Source organism: Cycloclasticus sp. (assembly GCA_040743155.1).
In the GTDB taxonomy this organism is placed as follows: domain Bacteria; phylum Pseudomonadota; class Gammaproteobacteria; order Methylococcales; family Cycloclasticaceae; genus Cycloclasticus.
The window spans coordinates 1,094,597-1,111,176 of the sequence record JBFLJU010000001.1 but is presented as its reverse complement, the minus strand read 5'-3'; the positions used below and the strand labels follow the sequence as shown (position 1 = coordinate 1,111,176).

Annotated in this window: 17 protein-coding genes; 11 read left to right on the top strand and 6 right to left on the bottom strand. The window is 44.3% G+C overall.

Annotation, left to right across the window (positions count from 1 at the left end; translation table 11 throughout):
* The first annotated feature begins 48 nt into the window (after positions 1–48).
* The 7 genes from AB1Y31_05350 (at position 49) to AB1Y31_05320 (ending at position 6,196) form a co-directional block, all read left to right on the top strand.
* Positions 49–831 carry an enoyl-CoA hydratase/isomerase family protein gene (locus AB1Y31_05350; protein ID MEW4982590.1) on the top strand — a complete coding sequence of 261 codons (783 nt, stop codon included), beginning with the start codon at positions 49–51 and terminating at the stop codon, positions 829–831.
* A 33-nt stretch (positions 832–864) separates the two neighbouring features.
* Positions 865–2,025, top strand: coding sequence for an acyl-CoA dehydrogenase family protein (locus AB1Y31_05345; protein MEW4982589.1), 1,161 nt, complete (start codon positions 865–867; stop codon positions 2,023–2,025).
* A gap of 14 nt (positions 2,026–2,039) precedes the next feature.
* Positions 2,040–2,897, top strand: a complete 858-nt coding sequence (locus tag AB1Y31_05340) for a CoA ester lyase (GenBank protein MEW4982588.1) — start codon at positions 2,040–2,042, stop codon at positions 2,895–2,897.
* Between the two features lie 13 nt (positions 2,898–2,910).
* Complete coding sequence (locus AB1Y31_05335) at positions 2,911–3,936, top strand: MaoC family dehydratase (GenBank protein MEW4982587.1); 1,026 nt, start codon at positions 2,911–2,913, stop codon at positions 3,934–3,936.
* Between the two features lie 102 nt (positions 3,937–4,038).
* Positions 4,039–4,728 (top strand): alpha/beta hydrolase, encoded by a 690-nt coding sequence (locus AB1Y31_05330; protein ID MEW4982586.1) that lies wholly within the window; start codon positions 4,039–4,041, stop codon positions 4,726–4,728.
* 56 nt (positions 4,729–4,784) lie between these two features.
* On the top strand, positions 4,785–5,585 hold the full coding sequence (locus AB1Y31_05325; GenBank protein MEW4982585.1) for an SDR family oxidoreductase: 801 nt from the start codon (positions 4,785–4,787) through the stop codon (positions 5,583–5,585).
* 32 nt (positions 5,586–5,617) lie between these two features.
* Positions 5,618–6,196, top strand: a complete 579-nt coding sequence (locus tag AB1Y31_05320; GenBank protein ID MEW4982584.1) for a methane monooxygenase/ammonia monooxygenase subunit C — start codon at positions 5,618–5,620, stop codon at positions 6,194–6,196.
* Positions 6,197–6,262: 66 nt separating this feature from the next.
* Here the strand turns inward: AB1Y31_05320 and AB1Y31_05315 are convergent, their stop codons facing one another.
* The 6 genes from AB1Y31_05315 to AB1Y31_05290 are packed head-to-tail and all read right to left on the bottom strand — an operon-like array spanning position 6,263 to position 12,121.
* The gene (locus tag AB1Y31_05315) at positions 6,263–6,814 is read right to left on the bottom strand and encodes a DUF2889 domain-containing protein (protein ID MEW4982583.1); all 552 of its coding nucleotides are present in this window, start codon (positions 6,812–6,814) and stop codon (positions 6,263–6,265) included.
* Between the two features lie 42 nt (positions 6,815–6,856).
* Complete coding sequence (locus AB1Y31_05310; protein ID MEW4982582.1) at positions 6,857–7,540, bottom strand: transglutaminase family protein; 684 nt, start codon at positions 7,538–7,540, stop codon at positions 6,857–6,859.
* Positions 7,540–8,715: an acyl-CoA dehydrogenase family protein gene (locus AB1Y31_05305; protein ID MEW4982581.1), complete on the bottom strand. Its 1,176-nt coding sequence runs from the start codon at positions 8,713–8,715 to the stop codon at positions 7,540–7,542. The genes AB1Y31_05310 and AB1Y31_05305 overlap by 1 nt, the downstream gene beginning before the upstream one ends.
* 29 nt (positions 8,716–8,744) lie before the next feature.
* Entirely contained in the window at positions 8,745–10,340 is a 1,596-nt protein-coding gene (locus tag AB1Y31_05300; protein MEW4982580.1) for an AMP-binding protein, read from the bottom strand.
* Between the two features lie 27 nt (positions 10,341–10,367).
* Positions 10,368–11,510, bottom strand: coding sequence for an acyl-CoA dehydrogenase family protein (locus tag AB1Y31_05295; GenBank protein MEW4982579.1), 1,143 nt, complete (start codon positions 11,508–11,510; stop codon positions 10,368–10,370).
* 20 nt (positions 11,511–11,530) lie between these two features.
* The gene (locus tag AB1Y31_05290; protein MEW4982578.1) at positions 11,531–12,121 is read right to left on the bottom strand and encodes a TetR/AcrR family transcriptional regulator; all 591 of its coding nucleotides are present in this window, start codon (positions 12,119–12,121) and stop codon (positions 11,531–11,533) included.
* Between the two features lie 50 nt (positions 12,122–12,171).
* On the opposite strand from AB1Y31_05290, the gene AB1Y31_05285 reads away from it, so the two are divergent.
* The 4 genes from AB1Y31_05285 to AB1Y31_05270 are packed head-to-tail and all read left to right on the top strand — an operon-like array spanning position 12,172 to position 16,574.
* Complete coding sequence (locus AB1Y31_05285; protein ID MEW4982577.1) at positions 12,172–13,794, top strand: long-chain fatty acid--CoA ligase; 1,623 nt, start codon at positions 12,172–12,174, stop codon at positions 13,792–13,794.
* Positions 13,795–13,842: 48 nt separating this feature from the next.
* Positions 13,843–15,015, top strand: coding sequence for a thiolase family protein (locus tag AB1Y31_05280; GenBank protein ID MEW4982576.1), 1,173 nt, complete (start codon positions 13,843–13,845; stop codon positions 15,013–15,015).
* 11 nt (positions 15,016–15,026) lie between these two features.
* Entirely contained in the window at positions 15,027–15,797 is a 771-nt protein-coding gene (locus AB1Y31_05275) for a 3-hydroxyacyl-CoA dehydrogenase (protein MEW4982575.1), read from the top strand.
* A gap of 15 nt (positions 15,798–15,812) precedes the next feature.
* The gene (locus AB1Y31_05270; protein MEW4982574.1) at positions 15,813–16,574 is read left to right on the top strand and encodes an enoyl-CoA hydratase-related protein; all 762 of its coding nucleotides are present in this window, start codon (positions 15,813–15,815) and stop codon (positions 16,572–16,574) included.
* Positions 16,575–16,580: the final 6 nt, after the last annotated feature.

The window sequence follows — 16,580 nt, the reverse complement described above, 5'->3', positions numbered from 1 at the left end:
TTAGCCAATTATACAAGTAAAAAATGAATAACGTCAGGGGGCGTAGTGATGGCAAATGAAGAGCTAATTTATCAGCTTGATAAAGGCGTGGCGACAATAAAGTTAAATCGCCCAGAAAGAAAAAATGCACTATCGACTAGTTTGGTAAATAAACTGGCTGACGCTTGGGAAGAGGTTGATAGTAATGATGATGTAAAAGTAGTAGTGCTCACATCATCGGACTGTGGTGTTTTTTGTGCCGGTATGGATTTAAAAGAGGCGGCTGAGATTAAAAAACGCACGGGCGATGACGTGCTTTCAATGCTGAAGGATCCATTTCATCAACGTATGCGTGATTGCAAAAAACCAATCATCGCAGCGATGACTGGACACTTAATGGCTGGCGGTATGTTGCTGTCTTTAAATTCGGATTTAAGGGTTGGTTTGGTTGGTACGCGGGTGGGGATCACCGAGGCAAAAATTGGCAGAGGTTCGCCATGGGCTGTGCCATTACTTGGTATGTTGCCGCAACCGCTCATTATGGAATTAGTTCTAACGGGCGAACAAATGCCCATTCAGCGTTTCTATGACGTTGGCTTTATTAATTATTTGGAAGAAACACCCGACCAAGTTAGGGAGCAAGCCTATCGGCTAGCCGGAATTATTAGAGATAACGCACCACTATCAGTGGTGGCAGCAAAGGCGAGCGTATTGAGTGCAATGAGCCTTGGCTGTAAGGAGGGCCTTAAAGAAGCTAAACGCCTACATGAGGTTGTTTATGCCAGTGAAGACGGTATTGAAGGCCCACTATCGTTTGCTGAAAAAAGAAAACCACAATGGAAAGGGCGCTAATAACGGCATCCCGCATCACACAAGAGAGATTTTATGAACTTTGAATTAAATGATGAGCAGCGAATGATCTATGAATATGGTGATCAAGTTGCAAAGAAATACGATCAAAAATACTGGTTAGAAAAAGCCCGTAAAAACGAATTTCCTCGAGAGCTTTGGGACCAAGTGAGTGAAGATGGTTTTATGGGGTTAATGGTGCCAGAAGAATACGGCGGCGCTGGTTTGGGTATGACTGAAATGGCCTTGCTGATGGAAGGAATGGCAAATAACGGGATTCCATTATTATCCATGGTGGTCGGTTCCACGATGACCTTACCAATGATCGCTGATCACGGTAGCGAGGCGATGAAGCAACGGTATTTGCCAGATGCTTGCGCGGGTAAAACTTTGTTCTGCTTTGCTATCACGGAACCTACAGCGGGTACCAACACGATTAAAATTAATACCATCGCCAAGAAAAAGGGCGACCGCTATTATTTAAACGGTCAAAAAACTTTTATCACCAGTGCTGACGAATCAGATTATGCTTTGGTGGTTGCTCGTACTCAAGCACATACGGATGTGGCCAGTAAAACGGATGGTTTTACCTTGTTTATTGTTGATATGAAGGCAAAAGGCATGAGTATGACGCCATTGGAAATGGGCGTGGTATTACCTGAGAAGCAATTCCAGTTATTTTTTGATGACATTGAACTGACCGAAGACGATGTGATTGGGACTATCGACAAAGGCTTTGATATTCTGTTTGAATCGTTAAATCCTGAGCGTATTGTGGTGTCAGCAATGTGTACTGGCATGGGTAGATTAGCGCTTAATCGTGCCGCAGAATATGCATCAGAACGCGTTGTGTTTAATGGTCCAATTGGTGCTTATCAAGGTTTACAGCACCCATTAGCCGAAGGCAAAACACAAATTGAACTTGCCTCACTAATGATTAAACAGGCAGCGTGGTTATTTGACAATAATAAGTCAGCGGGCGAAGCTTCCAGTATGGCCAAAATTGCGGCTGCAGATGCCGGCATTAAAGCGGTGGATTCTGCTCTACAATGCTTTGGCGGTAATGGGTTTACGGATGATTATGGTTTGTATGATATGTATTCAGTGGTTCGGTTATTAAAAACCGCACCGATTAATCGTGAAATGCTATTAAACTACGTTGCTGAGAAGAGCCTAGGCTTGCCACGCTCATACTAAAAAAAGATCAAAATATGAAGAATAGTTTAGACCTTTGTCGTTCCGTTTTATTTGTTCCCGGTTCGGTACAAAAGCGCATAGATAAAGCGGCGAGTATTGCTGCAGATGCAATTGTATTCGACCTTGAAGATGCCGTAGCACCTGCTGAAAAAGAACGTGCTAGGGAACTCGTGGTGGCGGCGCTGAGTTCCTCAGCGTTTGCATCAAAGCAACTGATCGTTCGCGTTAATGGCTTATCAACGCCGTGGTTTGTGGAAGATATAGAGGCGGTACTGGCAACCGGCCGTGGCGCCATTATGCTACCAAAGTGTGAGTCGGCAGGCGATGTAAAGGAAGCCAAGTCTTTTTTTAAAAACACTGCGCTTCCGCTCTTCGTTATCATCGAAACAGCCAAGGGCGTGTTGGCGGCATCCGATATTTCAAAGGCATTAACGACTACGGACTCAGTTTGTTTTGGCCATGTGGATTTTGCCGCCGATATGGCGCTGAATGAGGCAAATGCAAATACTGGGATTATTTATCATGCGCGTTGTCAGGTGGCGCTAGCCGCTAGAGCATTTGGCGCAACGCCGGTCGATAATGTCTGTTTGGATGTTAAGGACGATGAGGCGATACGGAATGATACGTTAAATGGTTTGAATTTAGGTTATGCGGGGAAACTGTGTATTCACCCACACCAAGTCGCTATAGTAAATGATGTTTATACGCCGACAGAACAGCAAGTAGAAAAGGCGAACGCTATCTTGGCCGCTTGGGATGATGCCCAACGTCAAGGACAGGGTGTATTCACCTTCCAAAATAAGATGATTGATCTACCCGTTATTCGTGCTCAACAAAGCATATTAATGCGTTATCAAGCCGCACATAATTAGAGGGTTATACGAGATGGAAGAAGTGTTAATCGAAGGGCCTTATTTTGAGGATTTTAAAGTAGGTGAATTTTTAGAAGAGCCACCTTCCATTACGCTAACAGATGGGCATGCAACAATGCACCAAATGTTGTTTGGCGACCGCTCAAGGTTACCGTTGGATCACCATCTAACGCGCGAAATCACCGGCTCTGAACGCCCGTTGGCGAATGCCATTATGGCGATGGGTTTTGGCATAGGTCAAACGACTTATGCTACCCAAAATGTAATGGGTAATTTGTTTTACAGAGGTCTTGTTCTTAAAAAACCGGTTTATATTGGCGACACCTTGAGTACTAAAACTCAGATTGTTGCTTTACGCCAAAATAAAACGAAAATGGGCCGTCCATCAACCGGCATGGTGGGCTTGGAAATTACCACAACCAACCAACATGGCGAAGAAATAATGCATTTTTGGCGTTGCCCTATGGTGCCATGTCGCGACTCAAAATCACAAACAGGTCACGCTGATGATCTGGGTATTATGCCGCCGGATATCTCTCTTGATGCACTAATTGACGCAGTGCCGACGGAATGGGATTTAAATAAATTTCGTGCTCGTTTTGCGGGCGTGCATTTCGACCAAGTAAAGGCCGATATTACCTACAAAATCAAAGCTAGAGAGACAGTGACCTCAGCTCCTGAATTGACCCGTTTAACACTAAACCTTGCAACGACACATACTGATGCAGGTGCCAGTGTTTATGGTAAACGGCTGGTTTATGGCGGGCATACGATTTCCATTGCCGCGGCTCAGCTAGTGAGAGCCTTGCCAAATATGTTATCGCTGCTTGCTTGGCGGCACTGTAATCATGTTGCGCCGGTGTTTGAGGGGGATATTTTGCGTAGTGAAATCACTGTTTTGAAAAAAACGCCACTCGCATCAGGCGGTGGGTTGGTAGATTTGCAAATTAATGTGTGGGCGGATAGGGGAGAGAATGCGCCTAAAGAAGGTAAAAATGACCATGTCCTTGATTGGGGATTGGTTGTTTTTATGGCCTAGGAGATTATTATTTTAAACACCAAAGCGGTTTCTCTAACGTTAGGAGAGTATGCACTAAGAGCTAATATTATTGGCAATATAAGCAGTGACAAGCCCGTTATTGTGCTATTGCACGGTGGTCTGGATTGCATAGAAATGTGGAAAGATTTCCCTCTTGAACTTGCACAGGCTACTGGTTTGGCGGTAGTGGTTTATGAGCGATTTGGCCATGGCAAGTCGGGCAAACTAACTCAGCAACGAGAACGTGACTATAGGCACCATGAAGCTGAAAAGGTGTTGCCAGCAGTCTTGCAGAGCTTGGGTTTAAAAAAAGTTATCTTAGTTGGACATAGCGATGGAGCGGCGATGGCATTAATTGCAGCACCTTTCTTGGCTGATCAAGTGTTGGCGGTCTGTGCAATTTCGCCACCATTAGTGGTTAATAAACTGGTCTGTGATGGTATTAGGGAAGCTATCAAACAGTATGAAACTGGTGCCTTAGCCAGACGCTTAAAAGTCTTTCATGGTGACGCAACAGATGCTTTGTTTTATGGCTGGGCAAGGCCGTGGTTATCGGAAGAGTTTAAAGACTGTTCATGGGCTGATGACATTAAGAAAGTCAGATGTCCAACACACGTCATCTTTGGCAAAGCGGATGTTTATGGTCATGAGGCGAGTTTGCAAGAATTGCTTGATCATTTAGTGAACCCACCTGATGTTCAACTATTAGACGGCGTTGGTCATATGCCGCACCACGAGTCACAGCATGCAGTGATTGAATCAATTGTAAAAATGTGTAATAAAGTAGCTTAAGAATACTTCTTAAGCTGTTGAAATAAAAATAATTAATTAAAAAATTGGAGAGAGTTATGGATTTAGAACTAAAGAATAAATCGGTTATTGTTACGGGCGGCGGATCAAATATTGGCCGTGGTATTGTATTAGGGTTTGCTAAGGAGGGCGCTAATATTACGTTAGCTGATATTGATGAAAAACAAGCTAGCCAAGTGGCAGAATTAGCGATTAAAAAAGGCGCATCTGATGTGCAGGTAATTAAAACGGACGTCACCGATTTAGATCAGGTAAAAGCCATGGTTGCTGCTGCGGATAGCAAGTTTGGTGGAGTGGATGCACTTGTTAACAACGTGGGTTGGGATGATTTGATGTTTTTCACCCAAACAACACCAGAACTTTGGCAAAAGCTGATTGCTATCAACTTCATCAGCAACCTTAACTGCACGCACTCGGTGCTTGAGGTGATGCTTAAAAATAAAACCAAAGGCTCTATCGTTTCATTAAGTTCCGATGCAAGTCGCCAAGGAGAGCCACGAGAGGCTGTTTATGGCGCACTGAAAGCGGGTATTAATAGTTTAATGAAATCGCTAGCACGAGAAAATGGTCGTTTTGGTATTCGTTGTAATGCCGTTTGTCCAGGTGTAACCATTCCTGAAGATGATGATGAAGTCGGTGCTAACAGCATGTGGACACAAAAAGACTCAATGTTTACAGAAGAACAATTTGAAATGATCGCTAAAGCCTTACCACTGAAGAAAGTTGGGCGGCCAAACGATTTGGCAAATGCGGTGGTGTTTCTGTCATCTAACGCTACAGCGGGTCATGTTACTGGCCAAGTGCTTAGTGTTAGTGGTGGTTATAGCATGGTGGGTTAAGAAATAACGATTGATTTAAGAGGTAGCAATCTATGTATTTTAATCTACAAGACTCAGATATTGTCTTTATCGCCATTTTCTATTGCGTGGTTAGTACCGTTATTTATTTAAAATTACGGAAACCAGTCTCTGATTCAGTTGATTCAATGGGTAAAATCAAACAGGTCATGTCTTTGATGGTGTGGTTGCTTTTCTTTTCAGGCTTTGTTGTGGTGTCTGGTGGGTTCTTGGCCCATCAAGACACGGCTTGGCACCAAGTGACCTTAATACCGGATGAATTAATTCCTGGTCGAATGATCATCTACAGTATTTTTTATCCTTTATACCTTATTGTTGGTGGGTCGATTTGGTTTTACGCACAAACGCGTTTAGCAGCGGATGATTTCGATCTCAAATTTAAAATAGCGTTAGTTTGTACCGCTGTTGCGCCGTTTATGTTTCTACCCAGTCAAGATTCAAGCGTTATGATCTTAAGCGCTGATTTGTGGAATATTATCTTTAGATCTAGTTATTGGGCAATGATGGCGATTTGGATTTCCTCATTGCTTTATTTAGTAGGGCGCTTAGGTTTGATGGTCGTTACGTTGTCTAAAGGCGAGCAAAAGATATAACACTCAATGTATAAAAAAGGCCCTATTTAATAATAGGGCCTTTTTTATACGGGAGAGGTTTAGCCGTTACTTATTTTTCCCGGTGTAATACTCAGGATGAAAATTTAACACTTGTTCTCCATCGCTTACCCAAGCATGACAGCCGTCAATATAAAAGGGTTTCGATGTTTCCTGATCAGTTTTACCCTTAGCGATTCCAGCCATAGTCTGGTACAGAGTTGTGGTAGCGGGAGCAACCAGGTCAGCTAAGTGTGTGCAGCCTTGAACACCAGCGACGAGGCTTTTAACTAACCGAGTCCAACCAGGAGCGATTTGTTTGCCGATAAGGCTTTTGAAAATAGGGGTGATGTCACCACAACAAGCGTAAGGTGAATGGTCAGTGACGGCAATACAATCATGAACCAGTAAATTGGTGTCGACGGTCAATCGTATCCACATTTCGTGTATGGGTTCGCCCGGTTCAATTGTGCCACGGTAAGTATTGTCAATCGGGTAGGTTTTAATGTCCTTTATTTGTGCATCCACATCCCATAAACCATCGTCTCGCTGAAACCCTTTACAGGTTATTTGGCGGGTATGGATCTCTTTTCGTTGATGGCTACTTTTAGGTAAGGGCATATGCTGTTTTGAAATTAAATTAAGGAAAACCTGAATCGGTTATTACGCAGTGATATCTTCTGTATTGAAATTATAATCGTTTCCAAGTTGTTGTTGTGCGAGCATTGCACAAAATTTTGGATAGGTTTTTTGTATGGCATCAATGAGTTCGTTATAAGGTAAGTCGGCATACATGCCGTGATCGGTGAGGTATTCCATATGTTTTTGATCTTGTTGGTTAAAGGGGTGCATAAATGAATCATTAACCCCATTAAATTCCAGTGGTTTAACACCAAATCGCTCGCACATTTCAATGTTAAATGCTGGCGTAGCTTTGACCCACTTTCCATTAAGATAAAGAACCGTGTAGCCATGCCAAATGAACACATCGGTTTCCATTAAATCGAGTAGCTTTTGAGTACTGAGGTGATTTCTAACGTCAGAAAAGCCAAGTTGTGCGGGAATGCCGACAGCACGGGCAGCGGCCGTTAGTAAAATCGCTTTCGGAATACAGTAACTGGATCCTTCATTTAAGGTGTTGCTGGCGGTAAAGTTTTCTTCATCAAGGTAAAACTTGTATGGGTCGTAACGAATCCTGTCGCGAACCGCATAATACAAGCGAATTGCTTTTTCAATATCGCTATTCGCGCCTTGAGTGGCTTCCCGCGCGAATGATTTAACCGCTTCAGAATCGCTGTCTATAAACTGTGTTGGTTTGAGAAATTCTTGCATGTTTTCTGTTGTCATTATTTTAGTAGCTCACCGGCAATGATTAATTTCCGCACTTCATTAGTTCCTGCGCCAATTTCAAGAATCTTACCGGTGCGATACAAGCGGTTGATTTCAGATTCCCACATAAAGCCCATGCCACCGTGTATTTGAACACCTTGGTCTAGAATGCGCATGCAGGCACGGCCAGCGTGTAAAGCAGCAGCTGCAGAGCGCATATGAATTTCACCGCGGCCACCACCGCCTTGTTCGAGGTCTTTAATTTCTTTTAATAATTGATAAGTAAGACAGCGCATTAGTTCAAGATCGGTATACATATCAGCAATCATCGATTGCACCATTTGGAAGGCAGCGATAGGCTTTTTAAACTGTTGACGTGATTTTGCGTATTCAATGGTGATGTCTAACGCACGTTGTGAAATACCAATAGCATGTGAGCACAGCACGACGCGCTCAATATCCAAGCCGCTCATGACGATTTCTACACCGTTATTTTCCTTACCAACGAGGTTTTCCACCGGTACTTTACAATCATCAAACACCAGTTCACCTGTCTCACTACCGCGCCAGCCCATTTTGACTAATTTTTGAGCCACTGAGAACCCCGGGAAATCTTTTTCAATAATGAAGGCTGAGATACCGTGAGCACCTTTTTCAGGTGCTGTTTTTGCGTAAACCAATAACACGTCGGCAACGGGGCCATTGGTGATAAATAGTTTGCGACCATTGAGGACATAAAAGTCGCCGTCACGTTTTGCGGTTGTTGCCATGCTACCTAGGGCATCGGAACCGGCACCGGGCTCTGTTAGACCGAGCGCGCCAATGGCCGAGCCATCACATAAACGAGGCAAGTATTTTTGTTTCAGCGATTCGTTTGCATTACGTAGGATGTTATTGACGCACAGGTTATCGCTGGCAAGATAATTACCCGCCATGGTGTGATTCCATATACTCATGGCCTCGCATGCAAATGCTTGAGCGCATAAATCCAGCCCCGGGCCGCCATATTGCTCTGGTACGGTTAAGCCTAATAAGCCAACGTCAGCCATGCTCCGAAAGGCTTCCTCAGGGAACCAGTCGTCGTTATCCATTTTGCTGGATAAATGATAAAGTTCATCGCGTGAATAGCCATACACCATGTCGTAAACCTGTTGGGTTTCTGAGTTAAAACCATATTTAGTAACATCAAGCATCTTTACTCCTTAGTTTGTTTAGTAGCGTGTTAAGCCGGTTCGTTGGAATACAAGTCGGTGTATTGTTCGCGCAACGGAGCTTTTAAAAATTTACCGGTGGCGGTGGTGGCCAAGGTCGTTAGAAAAATAACGCGTTTAGGTAATTCATAACCACCGAGTTCAGCTCGGCAACTTTGAATAATGTCGGCTTCAGTGGCATCCATATCGGGCCGTAAGATAACAAACGCGGTGACCGCCTCTGTCCAATGGGGGTGTGGTAGTCCTATAACGGTGGTGGCTGCAACAGCGGAATGGGCCATAATAACGCGCTCAACTTTCACTGACGGTACGTTTTCGCCACCGGTTTTTATCATGTCTTTTTTGCGGTCTACAAAGAGGAGTTGACGATCTTCATCGAAATAACCTAAGTCACCAGAGTGGTGCCAATCAAATTTTGACGCTTCAGCCGTTGCTTGTGGGTCTTTGTAGTAACCGTTCATCACCGACGGTGCGCGCCAAACAATTTCTCCAACCTCTCCGTTGGGTAATAAGTTTCCCTCATCATTCATCACGGCTTGATCGGTTGTTAATATGCCTTCGCCCCAATAATTACCTTTCTTTTCCGGCCATACGTCGTGAAAAACGGTTGCCAGGGGGGTCATCTCGGTTTGACCTGAGGCAAGCACGAAAGGGCAATTAAAACGTTTTTTTAATCGTTCTAAACTGGGTTGATCCATTGGTGCCATACCGTACATGCCCACCGATACAGAGCTTAAGTCATAGTCGTCAATTTCAGGGACGTCTAATAAGGCTTTCCACATCAACGGTAACAAGAAAACAAATTGTATTTTTTCAGTCTCAATGGCCTCTAAAAAGGCTTTAGGGTCGAATGCTCTAAATATAATCGCTGTGCCACCTACGTGCATAACCGTCGTTGTTACAAGGTGTTGGGCACAATGAAACATCGGCATAACCGATGAGCCAGTCATTTTTGGTCGTACGCCGAGTTCAATGGCGGCGGCTAAGGTGTTGATGAATAGTGCAAGGTGTGATGTTTCAACGCCTTTTGGTTTGGAGGTCGTGCCACTGGTGTAGAGGATTTGTAACGGATCGCGATCGTTGATTTTAACGTCCGTTACTTCCTCATCGGACGCCTCGTCTATTATGTCCTGAAAATCTAAGAAACCGCTCGGTATAGAACAGTTAGTTACCTCCATGGAGATCCAGTGATCGACCGATGATAAGGTGGTTTTTATCTGTTGAAACTTTTCAATAAGAGAATCTTCAACAATAACCGCTTTGGCTTCACAGTGGTTGATGGTGTAACTCAGGTCGTTTGTGCTTTGTAAATGATTGAGCGGCACGACAACGTAACCACCTTTCATGCAACCATAAATCGCTAGGGAAAACTCTATAGAATTTAAGCCAGCCAGTGCAACACGGTCACCGGGTTGTACGCCCAATGAGCGCAATGCACGGGCAACTTTATTGAGTGATTGGTTGAGTTTTCGGTGCGTTAAGCTGAGACGGTCCCCATCTCTATATTCAACTAAGGCAATAGAATGAGGGGCACTTGAAGCTCGGCGTCTAAACAAATCACCCATTGCAACTCGATCAATTAGATTTTTTTCAATAGCTGTTGACATCAGTTTTCCCCTCGTTGGAATGTGTGTTTATTGTGTTAAAGAACGCCCGATAATTAGTTTCATTATTTCATTGGTACCTGCATAGATCCGCTGTACGCGAGAATCAGCCCAAGCGCGAGCGACTGGGTACTCCCACATGTAGCCGTAACCACCATGCAGCTGTAGGCACTCATCCATCACTCGGCACTGCAAATCAGAGCATAATAATTTTGCTTTTGATGCGGTGACGGCGTCTAGTTTTCCTTCAATATGCAACTCTAAACAGCGGTCAACAAATACCCTAGCAGCTGTTAAATCGGTATCCATTTCGGCTAATTTAAACTGTGTGTTTTGCAACGTTGAGATGGGCTTACCAAAGGCTTTACGTTCTTTTGTATAGTCAATAGTTTGTTGCAAGATGGATTCGGCAGCGGCAATGCCGGTAATGGCCACAGACAATCGTTCTTGCGGTAAATCTTGCATGAGATATATAAACCCCTTGTTTTCTTCACCGAGTAAACAGCTTTGTGGAATACGCACATTATCAAAAAATAATTCCGAGGTATCCTGCGCCTTCATGCCTACTTTTTTGAGGTTTTTGCCCTTGGAAAACCCTTCAACACCGTCTTCAAGCAAAATAAGGCTGGTTCCTTTGCCGCCTAATTCAGGGCTTGTTTTGGCTACAACAATAACAATATCTGCCAGCTGACCATTGGTAATAAATGTTTTAGAACCATTTAAAATGTAGTCATCGCCATCTTTAATGGCGGTGGTTTTCACGCCTTGTAAATCCGACCCTGTTCCCGGTTCGGTCATGGCGATCGCAGAAATCATTTCTCCACTGACTAGTTTCGGTAAGTATTTACGTTTTTGCTCATCGCTACCGTAATGAATGATATAGGGCACGGCAATATCTGAATGCAGTGCAAACCCAAGCCCGCTAAGCCCTAACCGAGAAACTTCTTCATCAACAATAGCGTTATAGAGAAAATTAACGCCAACACCACCAAATTCCTCCGGAACAGTGGGAGAAATCATGCCTAGCTCGCCGGCTTTTAGCCAAACAGAACGGTCAACTTGGCCATCTTCTTCCCATTGTTCATGGTGTGGTGCAACCTCGTCTTCTAGAAATTTGCGCACACTGTCGCGAAAGATTTCATGTTCTTGCTCGTATATAGTCCTAGGGATCATATTTGATTACTCTTCGTTGGTTAAATTAAGGATGTTGAGTTTTTTTGTGCCACCATCTTGTAGAATTCGTGGGCCAACTCTTCAATCGACTTGCCTTGGCCAGGTATGAACCATTGGATGCTCCAATTAAGTGAGCCCAAGATAAAGAGCCGAATGAGCGCTGGCTCACCGGTTAGTATGTTGTTGCCAATAGCATCGCAGATAATTTTTTGCCAAAACTGTTCGTACTCGTCTCGTAGCGTAATTAAGTGCAATTTTGATTCGTCGCTTAGCGATCGCCATTCTGTGATTGAAACGATATGGGCATCTTTTTCATCGCCGTGTAATGTTTTTAAGTGGCCGTAAATTAATGCAAACAACTTTTTGTCTGTTTGTGTAACGGCGCTGGTTTCTTTCTGAATCGTTATCAATGATTTTTTTAGGCCGTCTTCAATAACCGCCATTAAAATTTCTTCTTTATCTTTGAAGTGATGAAAAAGGCTCCCAGACTTCATGCCAACTGCTGCTGCGAGCATGCGAACGGTCGTGCGATCAAACGAATTCTCCTTAAATAACTGGGCTGCAGAAGCTACAAGCTCCTTGCGTCTAATAGATTGTTTGGGTATAGTCATATTTTACCTAGCGCTTGCTTGGTTTCTGAGTATACGGAGGAGGAAAGAAGATGTCTACTAAAAGTACCATGATGGAATATCCATTAACGTTGACGAATATCGTGGAACGACTTGGCCTGTACTACCCAAGCGTTGAAGTGGTATCGAGAATGCCAGATAAATCCTTACATAGAACTAACTATTTAGCGGTGCAGCAGCGCGCTAAAAGGTTGGCTTCTGCGTTAACTAAAAGAGGAATTAAAAAAGGAGATTGCGTTGCGACATTAATGTGGAATCACTATGCGCACCTTGAGGCTTACCTTGGAATTCCAATAATGGGTGGTGTGATTCACACATTGAATTTAAGGTTATCGCCCGAAGATATTGCTTATATTGCCAATCATGCGAACGATCAAATACTTATTATTGACGATATATTGTTGCCCCTGTATGAGCAGTTCAAGAAAGACGTTTCTTTTAAAGAAGTGATTGTTGTGCCGTTAAGCGGTGAAGCTGTGAGCGCTGAATATACCGACTATGAAGAGTACTTGCGCTCAGGCGATAGTGACTTTACTTACCCAGAGATTGATGAGAATGATGCGGCGGGCATGTGCTACACATCCGGCACCACGGGTCGTCCTAAAGGGGTTGTTTATAGTCACCGATCAACGGTGTTGCATTCAATGGCAGAAGCGATGGCCGATACACTAGCCATTAGTCAATTTGATGTTGTGACACCGGTTGTTCCGATGTTTCATGCCAATGCGTGGGGCTTGCCTTATACCTCGGCGTTAGTTGGCGCTAAGCAAGTGCTCCCTGGCCCTCACTTGGATGCGGAAAGTTTATTGGATTTATACGAAAGTGAGCAGGTGACATTGAGTGCGGGTGTGCCAACCATTTGGATGGCAATAAAACAAGCTAGAGAGTCAGAACCCGAGCGTTGGAAAACGGCACCGAATATGCGAATGGCCGTTGGTGGCGCAGCAGTTCCTGAATCCCTATTCCGTGCTTTCGACACTTTCGATATGAAAATTATCCAAGCATGGGGTATGACGGAAACGGGGCCACTGGCGACCCTCGGCTTGGTGAAAAACAATTTGTTAGAGTGTGATGAAGACGCCCAATATGCCTATCGTGTAAAACAAGGTGTCGCGTTGCCATTTATTGATATCAGGATTGTAGATGAGCAGGGCGCCACGCTACCTTGGGATGGCTCAACATCGGGTAATACGGAATTGCGAGGTCCTTGGGTTACAGGTTCATATCACCAAAACGAAGGTGCCGATGATAAGTTCAGTGACGATGGCTGGTTAAGAACGGGTGATGTTTGTCAGATAGATAAAGAAGGCTACGTAAAACTCACTGATCGAACGAAAGATCTGGTGAAATCAGGTGGCGAATGGATCAGTTCGGTTGACCTTGAAAATGCCATTATGGGTCACCCTGATGTACTTGAAGCAGCAGTCATAGCGGTGGCGCACCCGAAATGGGATGAAAGGCCGCTGGCGGTTATTGTGGTGAAAGATGGCAAAGTGGTGACGACAAAGGATATCCGTCAATTCTTGGACGGTAAGTTTGCCAAAATTTGGCTACCTGACGCGGTTGAGACGATTGAAGAAATCCCCAAAACTTCTACCGGAAAATTCATGAAATTGACACTACGCGAGCAATACAAAGATTGGGTTTGGGATTAAGCTCTCAGCAGAACATTATTTGGTTAAAAACTATTTAAGGAAAAGAACATGAAAGATGCAGTCATAATTGAGGCTATTAGAACGCCATTTGGTAAATACAACGGAGCATATAGAGAAACCCCGTCTAATAAATTACTCGCCAATGCGCTTGAAGGTTTGGTTAATAAATCCGGTATTGATAAAGCAAAAGTGGATGATGTTATCGCCGGTGCTGTAACACAAATTGGTGAACAGGCAGCCGATGTTGCGCGTCAATCTTTATTAATGGCTGGCTTCCCTATAGAAGTAGCTGGTGTCACCTTAAATCGTTTTTGTGGCTCAGGTCAGCAAGCGGTACATTTCGCGTCTCAAGTGATCGATGCCGGGGATTCTGATTACACGATTGCCTGCGGTGTGGAAAATATGACGCGCGTTGCAATGTTAACGGACATGACTGTTGGCGGTCCGTACAAAGGTTTTGACCCAATGGGTGCTGAGTTACTTAATAAATACCCTTTAGTTCATCAAGGTGTAAGCGCTGAATTAATGGCTGAAAAATGGGGCATTACGCGTGCAGATGTAGATGCATTCGCTATCGATAGCCATGCTAAAGCTCAACAAGCGATCAACGCCGGTGCTAACAAGGAAATAATAGCGATGCCGGGGTTAGATAAAGAAGGTAATGCCATAACGCTCGAAGCGGATGAAGGTGTGCGTGCGGTAATAGACCCAGCAAAGCTCGGTTCGCTAAAAACTATCTTCCGCCCAAATGGTGATGGTGTTGTGACAGCCGGTAATGCAAGTCAAATTTCCGATGGTGCAGCGGCCGTACTCATTGCAAATAAGGATGTCGCGGTTGCGGATGGTTTTAAACCAAGAGCAAGATTCCGTGCACGTGTCGTCGTGGGTAGTGATCCTGTTCTACAATTGGATGGTCCTATCGCGGCAACAAAATTGGCGCTAAAAAAGGCGGGCTTAACGGTAGACGATATTGATTGGTTTGAAATAAATGAAGCATTTGCGACCGTTTCACTGGCGTGGATGAAAGAAATAAACCCAGCACCTGAGAAAGTTAACCCATGGGGCGGTGCCATTGCTCATGGTCACCCTTTGGGTGCGACAGGGGCGGGCTTAATGGCTAAGATGGTTGCAGGTTTAGAAGCAACCGATGGTCAATTTGCATTGCAAACCATGTGTATTGGTTTGGGCATGGCAACAGCAACAATTATTGAACGAATTTAAGGAGTAATGCAGTGAATTACGAAAATAGAACCTTTCTTGTAACGGGTGGTAGTTCTGGCCTAGGAGGCGCGACAGCGTCGATGTTAGTTGAACAGGGTGCAAACGTTGTTATTCTTGATATTAATGAAGAAACAGGTAAAGCAAAAGAAGCTGAACTTGGTGCGAACAGTCGTTTCGTCAAAACCGATGTGACGAGTGAAGCGGATGTAATGGCGGCGATTGAGGTTGCAAAGAGTACGTTTACAGGTGTTCATGGGGTTGTTAATGCAGCAGGTGTTGCGATTGTGAGCAAAGTGCTTGATAGAGACGGTAACCCGCATTCGTTAGAGCTCTTTGCTAAAGGCATTAACATTAACCTCATTGGTACGTTTAATGTTATTCGCTTGGCCGCTCAAGCGATGGCGAAAAACGAGCCCACTGACGATGGTGAACGTGGCGTTATCATTAATACAGCGTCTGTAGCTGCATTTGACGGCCAGATTGGCCAAGCAAGTTATTCCGCCTCAAAGTCTGGCGTAGTGGGCCTAGCACTACCTATTGCACGTGAGTTAGCACGTTACGGCATTAGGATTTGTACCATTGCACCGGGGATTTTCGAAACCCCCATGTTGGCAGAATTATCTGATGAAGCACGTGTCTCTTTAGGACAAATAGTTCCATTCCCACCGCGCCTCGGAAAACCAGCGGAATTTGCTTCACTGGCTGGGCATATTATTGAAAATGTTGTGCTAAATGGGGAAGTCATCCGACTTGATGGTGCGGTACGTTTAACAGCAAAATAGGGGGGGGGGAGATACATGAGTTATGAAACGATATTAATTGAATCGCCTGCACAAGGTGTTGGCCTGATTAGGCTTAATAGACCTCGTCAATATAATGCACTTAATTCTACATTATTGATAGAGTTGGGTACCGCGCTAGACAACTTTGAGCAAGATGATGCAGTCGGAGCTGTGATTATTACGGGTTCTGAAAAAGCCTTTGCAGCGGGTGCGGATATTGCTGAAATGGTTGGTATCAGCGGCCAAGAAATGTTGGAAATGGTTGAGGCTTCTACGGGGTGGAGAGCTATTTCTACTTTCACTAAGCCAACTATTTGTGCCGTTTCTGGCATGGCATTGGGTGGTGGTTTTGAATTGGCATTACAGTGCGATATCTTGCTTGCTACTAAGGGCGCAAAATTTGCTTTGCCTGAAGTGAACCTAGGGGTTATTCCAGGTGCAGGTGGGACTCAACGTGTTGCGAGAATTGTTGGTAAATCCTTGGCGATGGAGATGGTTATGAATGGACGTACCCTGCTTGCTGAAGAAGCGCATCAACGTGGTATTGTTAGTCGCGTCATTGACCCTGCTGATATTGAAGCTGAGGCGGTGCAATTAGCCACTGAACTTGCCGGCAGAGCACCTTTAGCGGTTCGTGCTGGTAAAGCTTGTGTAAACAAAGCGATTAATACAACATTAGAAGAAGGTTTGGTGTTTGAACGTGAAGCGTTTATTCCATTGTTTGATACTGAAGATGCAAAAAATATGATGACTGCATTTTTAAATAAATCAAAGTAGTTTTAG

Excerpts from the sequence above, each read along its gene's own strand:
- AB1Y31_05350 (MEW4982590.1), top strand. The coding sequence starts at position 49 with ATGGCAAATGAAGAGCTAATTTATCAGCTTGATAAAGGCGTGGCGACA.
- AB1Y31_05345 (MEW4982589.1), top strand. The coding sequence starts at position 865 with ATGAACTTTGAATTAAATGATGAGCAGCGAATGATCTATGAATATGGT.
- AB1Y31_05340 (MEW4982588.1), top strand. The coding sequence starts at position 2,040 with ATGAAGAATAGTTTAGACCTTTGTCGTTCCGTTTTATTTGTTCCCGGT.
- AB1Y31_05335 (MEW4982587.1), top strand. The coding sequence starts at position 2,911 with ATGGAAGAAGTGTTAATCGAAGGGCCTTATTTTGAGGATTTTAAAGTA.
- AB1Y31_05325 (MEW4982585.1), top strand. The coding sequence starts at position 4,785 with ATGGATTTAGAACTAAAGAATAAATCGGTTATTGTTACGGGCGGCGGA.
- AB1Y31_05320 (MEW4982584.1), top strand. The coding sequence starts at position 5,618 with ATGTATTTTAATCTACAAGACTCAGATATTGTCTTTATCGCCATTTTC.
- AB1Y31_05315 (MEW4982583.1), bottom strand. The coding sequence starts at position 6,814 with ATGCCCTTACCTAAAAGTAGCCATCAACGAAAAGAGATCCATACCCGC.
- AB1Y31_05310 (MEW4982582.1), bottom strand. The coding sequence starts at position 7,540 with ATGACAACAGAAAACATGCAAGAATTTCTCAAACCAACACAGTTTATA.
- AB1Y31_05305 (MEW4982581.1), bottom strand. The coding sequence starts at position 8,715 with ATGCTTGATGTTACTAAATATGGTTTTAACTCAGAAACCCAACAGGTT.
- AB1Y31_05300 (MEW4982580.1), bottom strand. The coding sequence starts at position 10,340 with ATGTCAACAGCTATTGAAAAAAATCTAATTGATCGAGTTGCAATGGGT.
- AB1Y31_05295 (MEW4982579.1), bottom strand. The coding sequence starts at position 11,510 with ATGATCCCTAGGACTATATACGAGCAAGAACATGAAATCTTTCGCGAC.
- AB1Y31_05290 (MEW4982578.1), bottom strand. The coding sequence starts at position 12,121 with ATGACTATACCCAAACAATCTATTAGACGCAAGGAGCTTGTAGCTTCT.
- AB1Y31_05285 (MEW4982577.1), top strand. The coding sequence starts at position 12,172 with ATGTCTACTAAAAGTACCATGATGGAATATCCATTAACGTTGACGAAT.
- AB1Y31_05280 (MEW4982576.1), top strand. The coding sequence starts at position 13,843 with ATGAAAGATGCAGTCATAATTGAGGCTATTAGAACGCCATTTGGTAAA.
- AB1Y31_05270 (MEW4982574.1), top strand. The coding sequence starts at position 15,813 with ATGAGTTATGAAACGATATTAATTGAATCGCCTGCACAAGGTGTTGGC.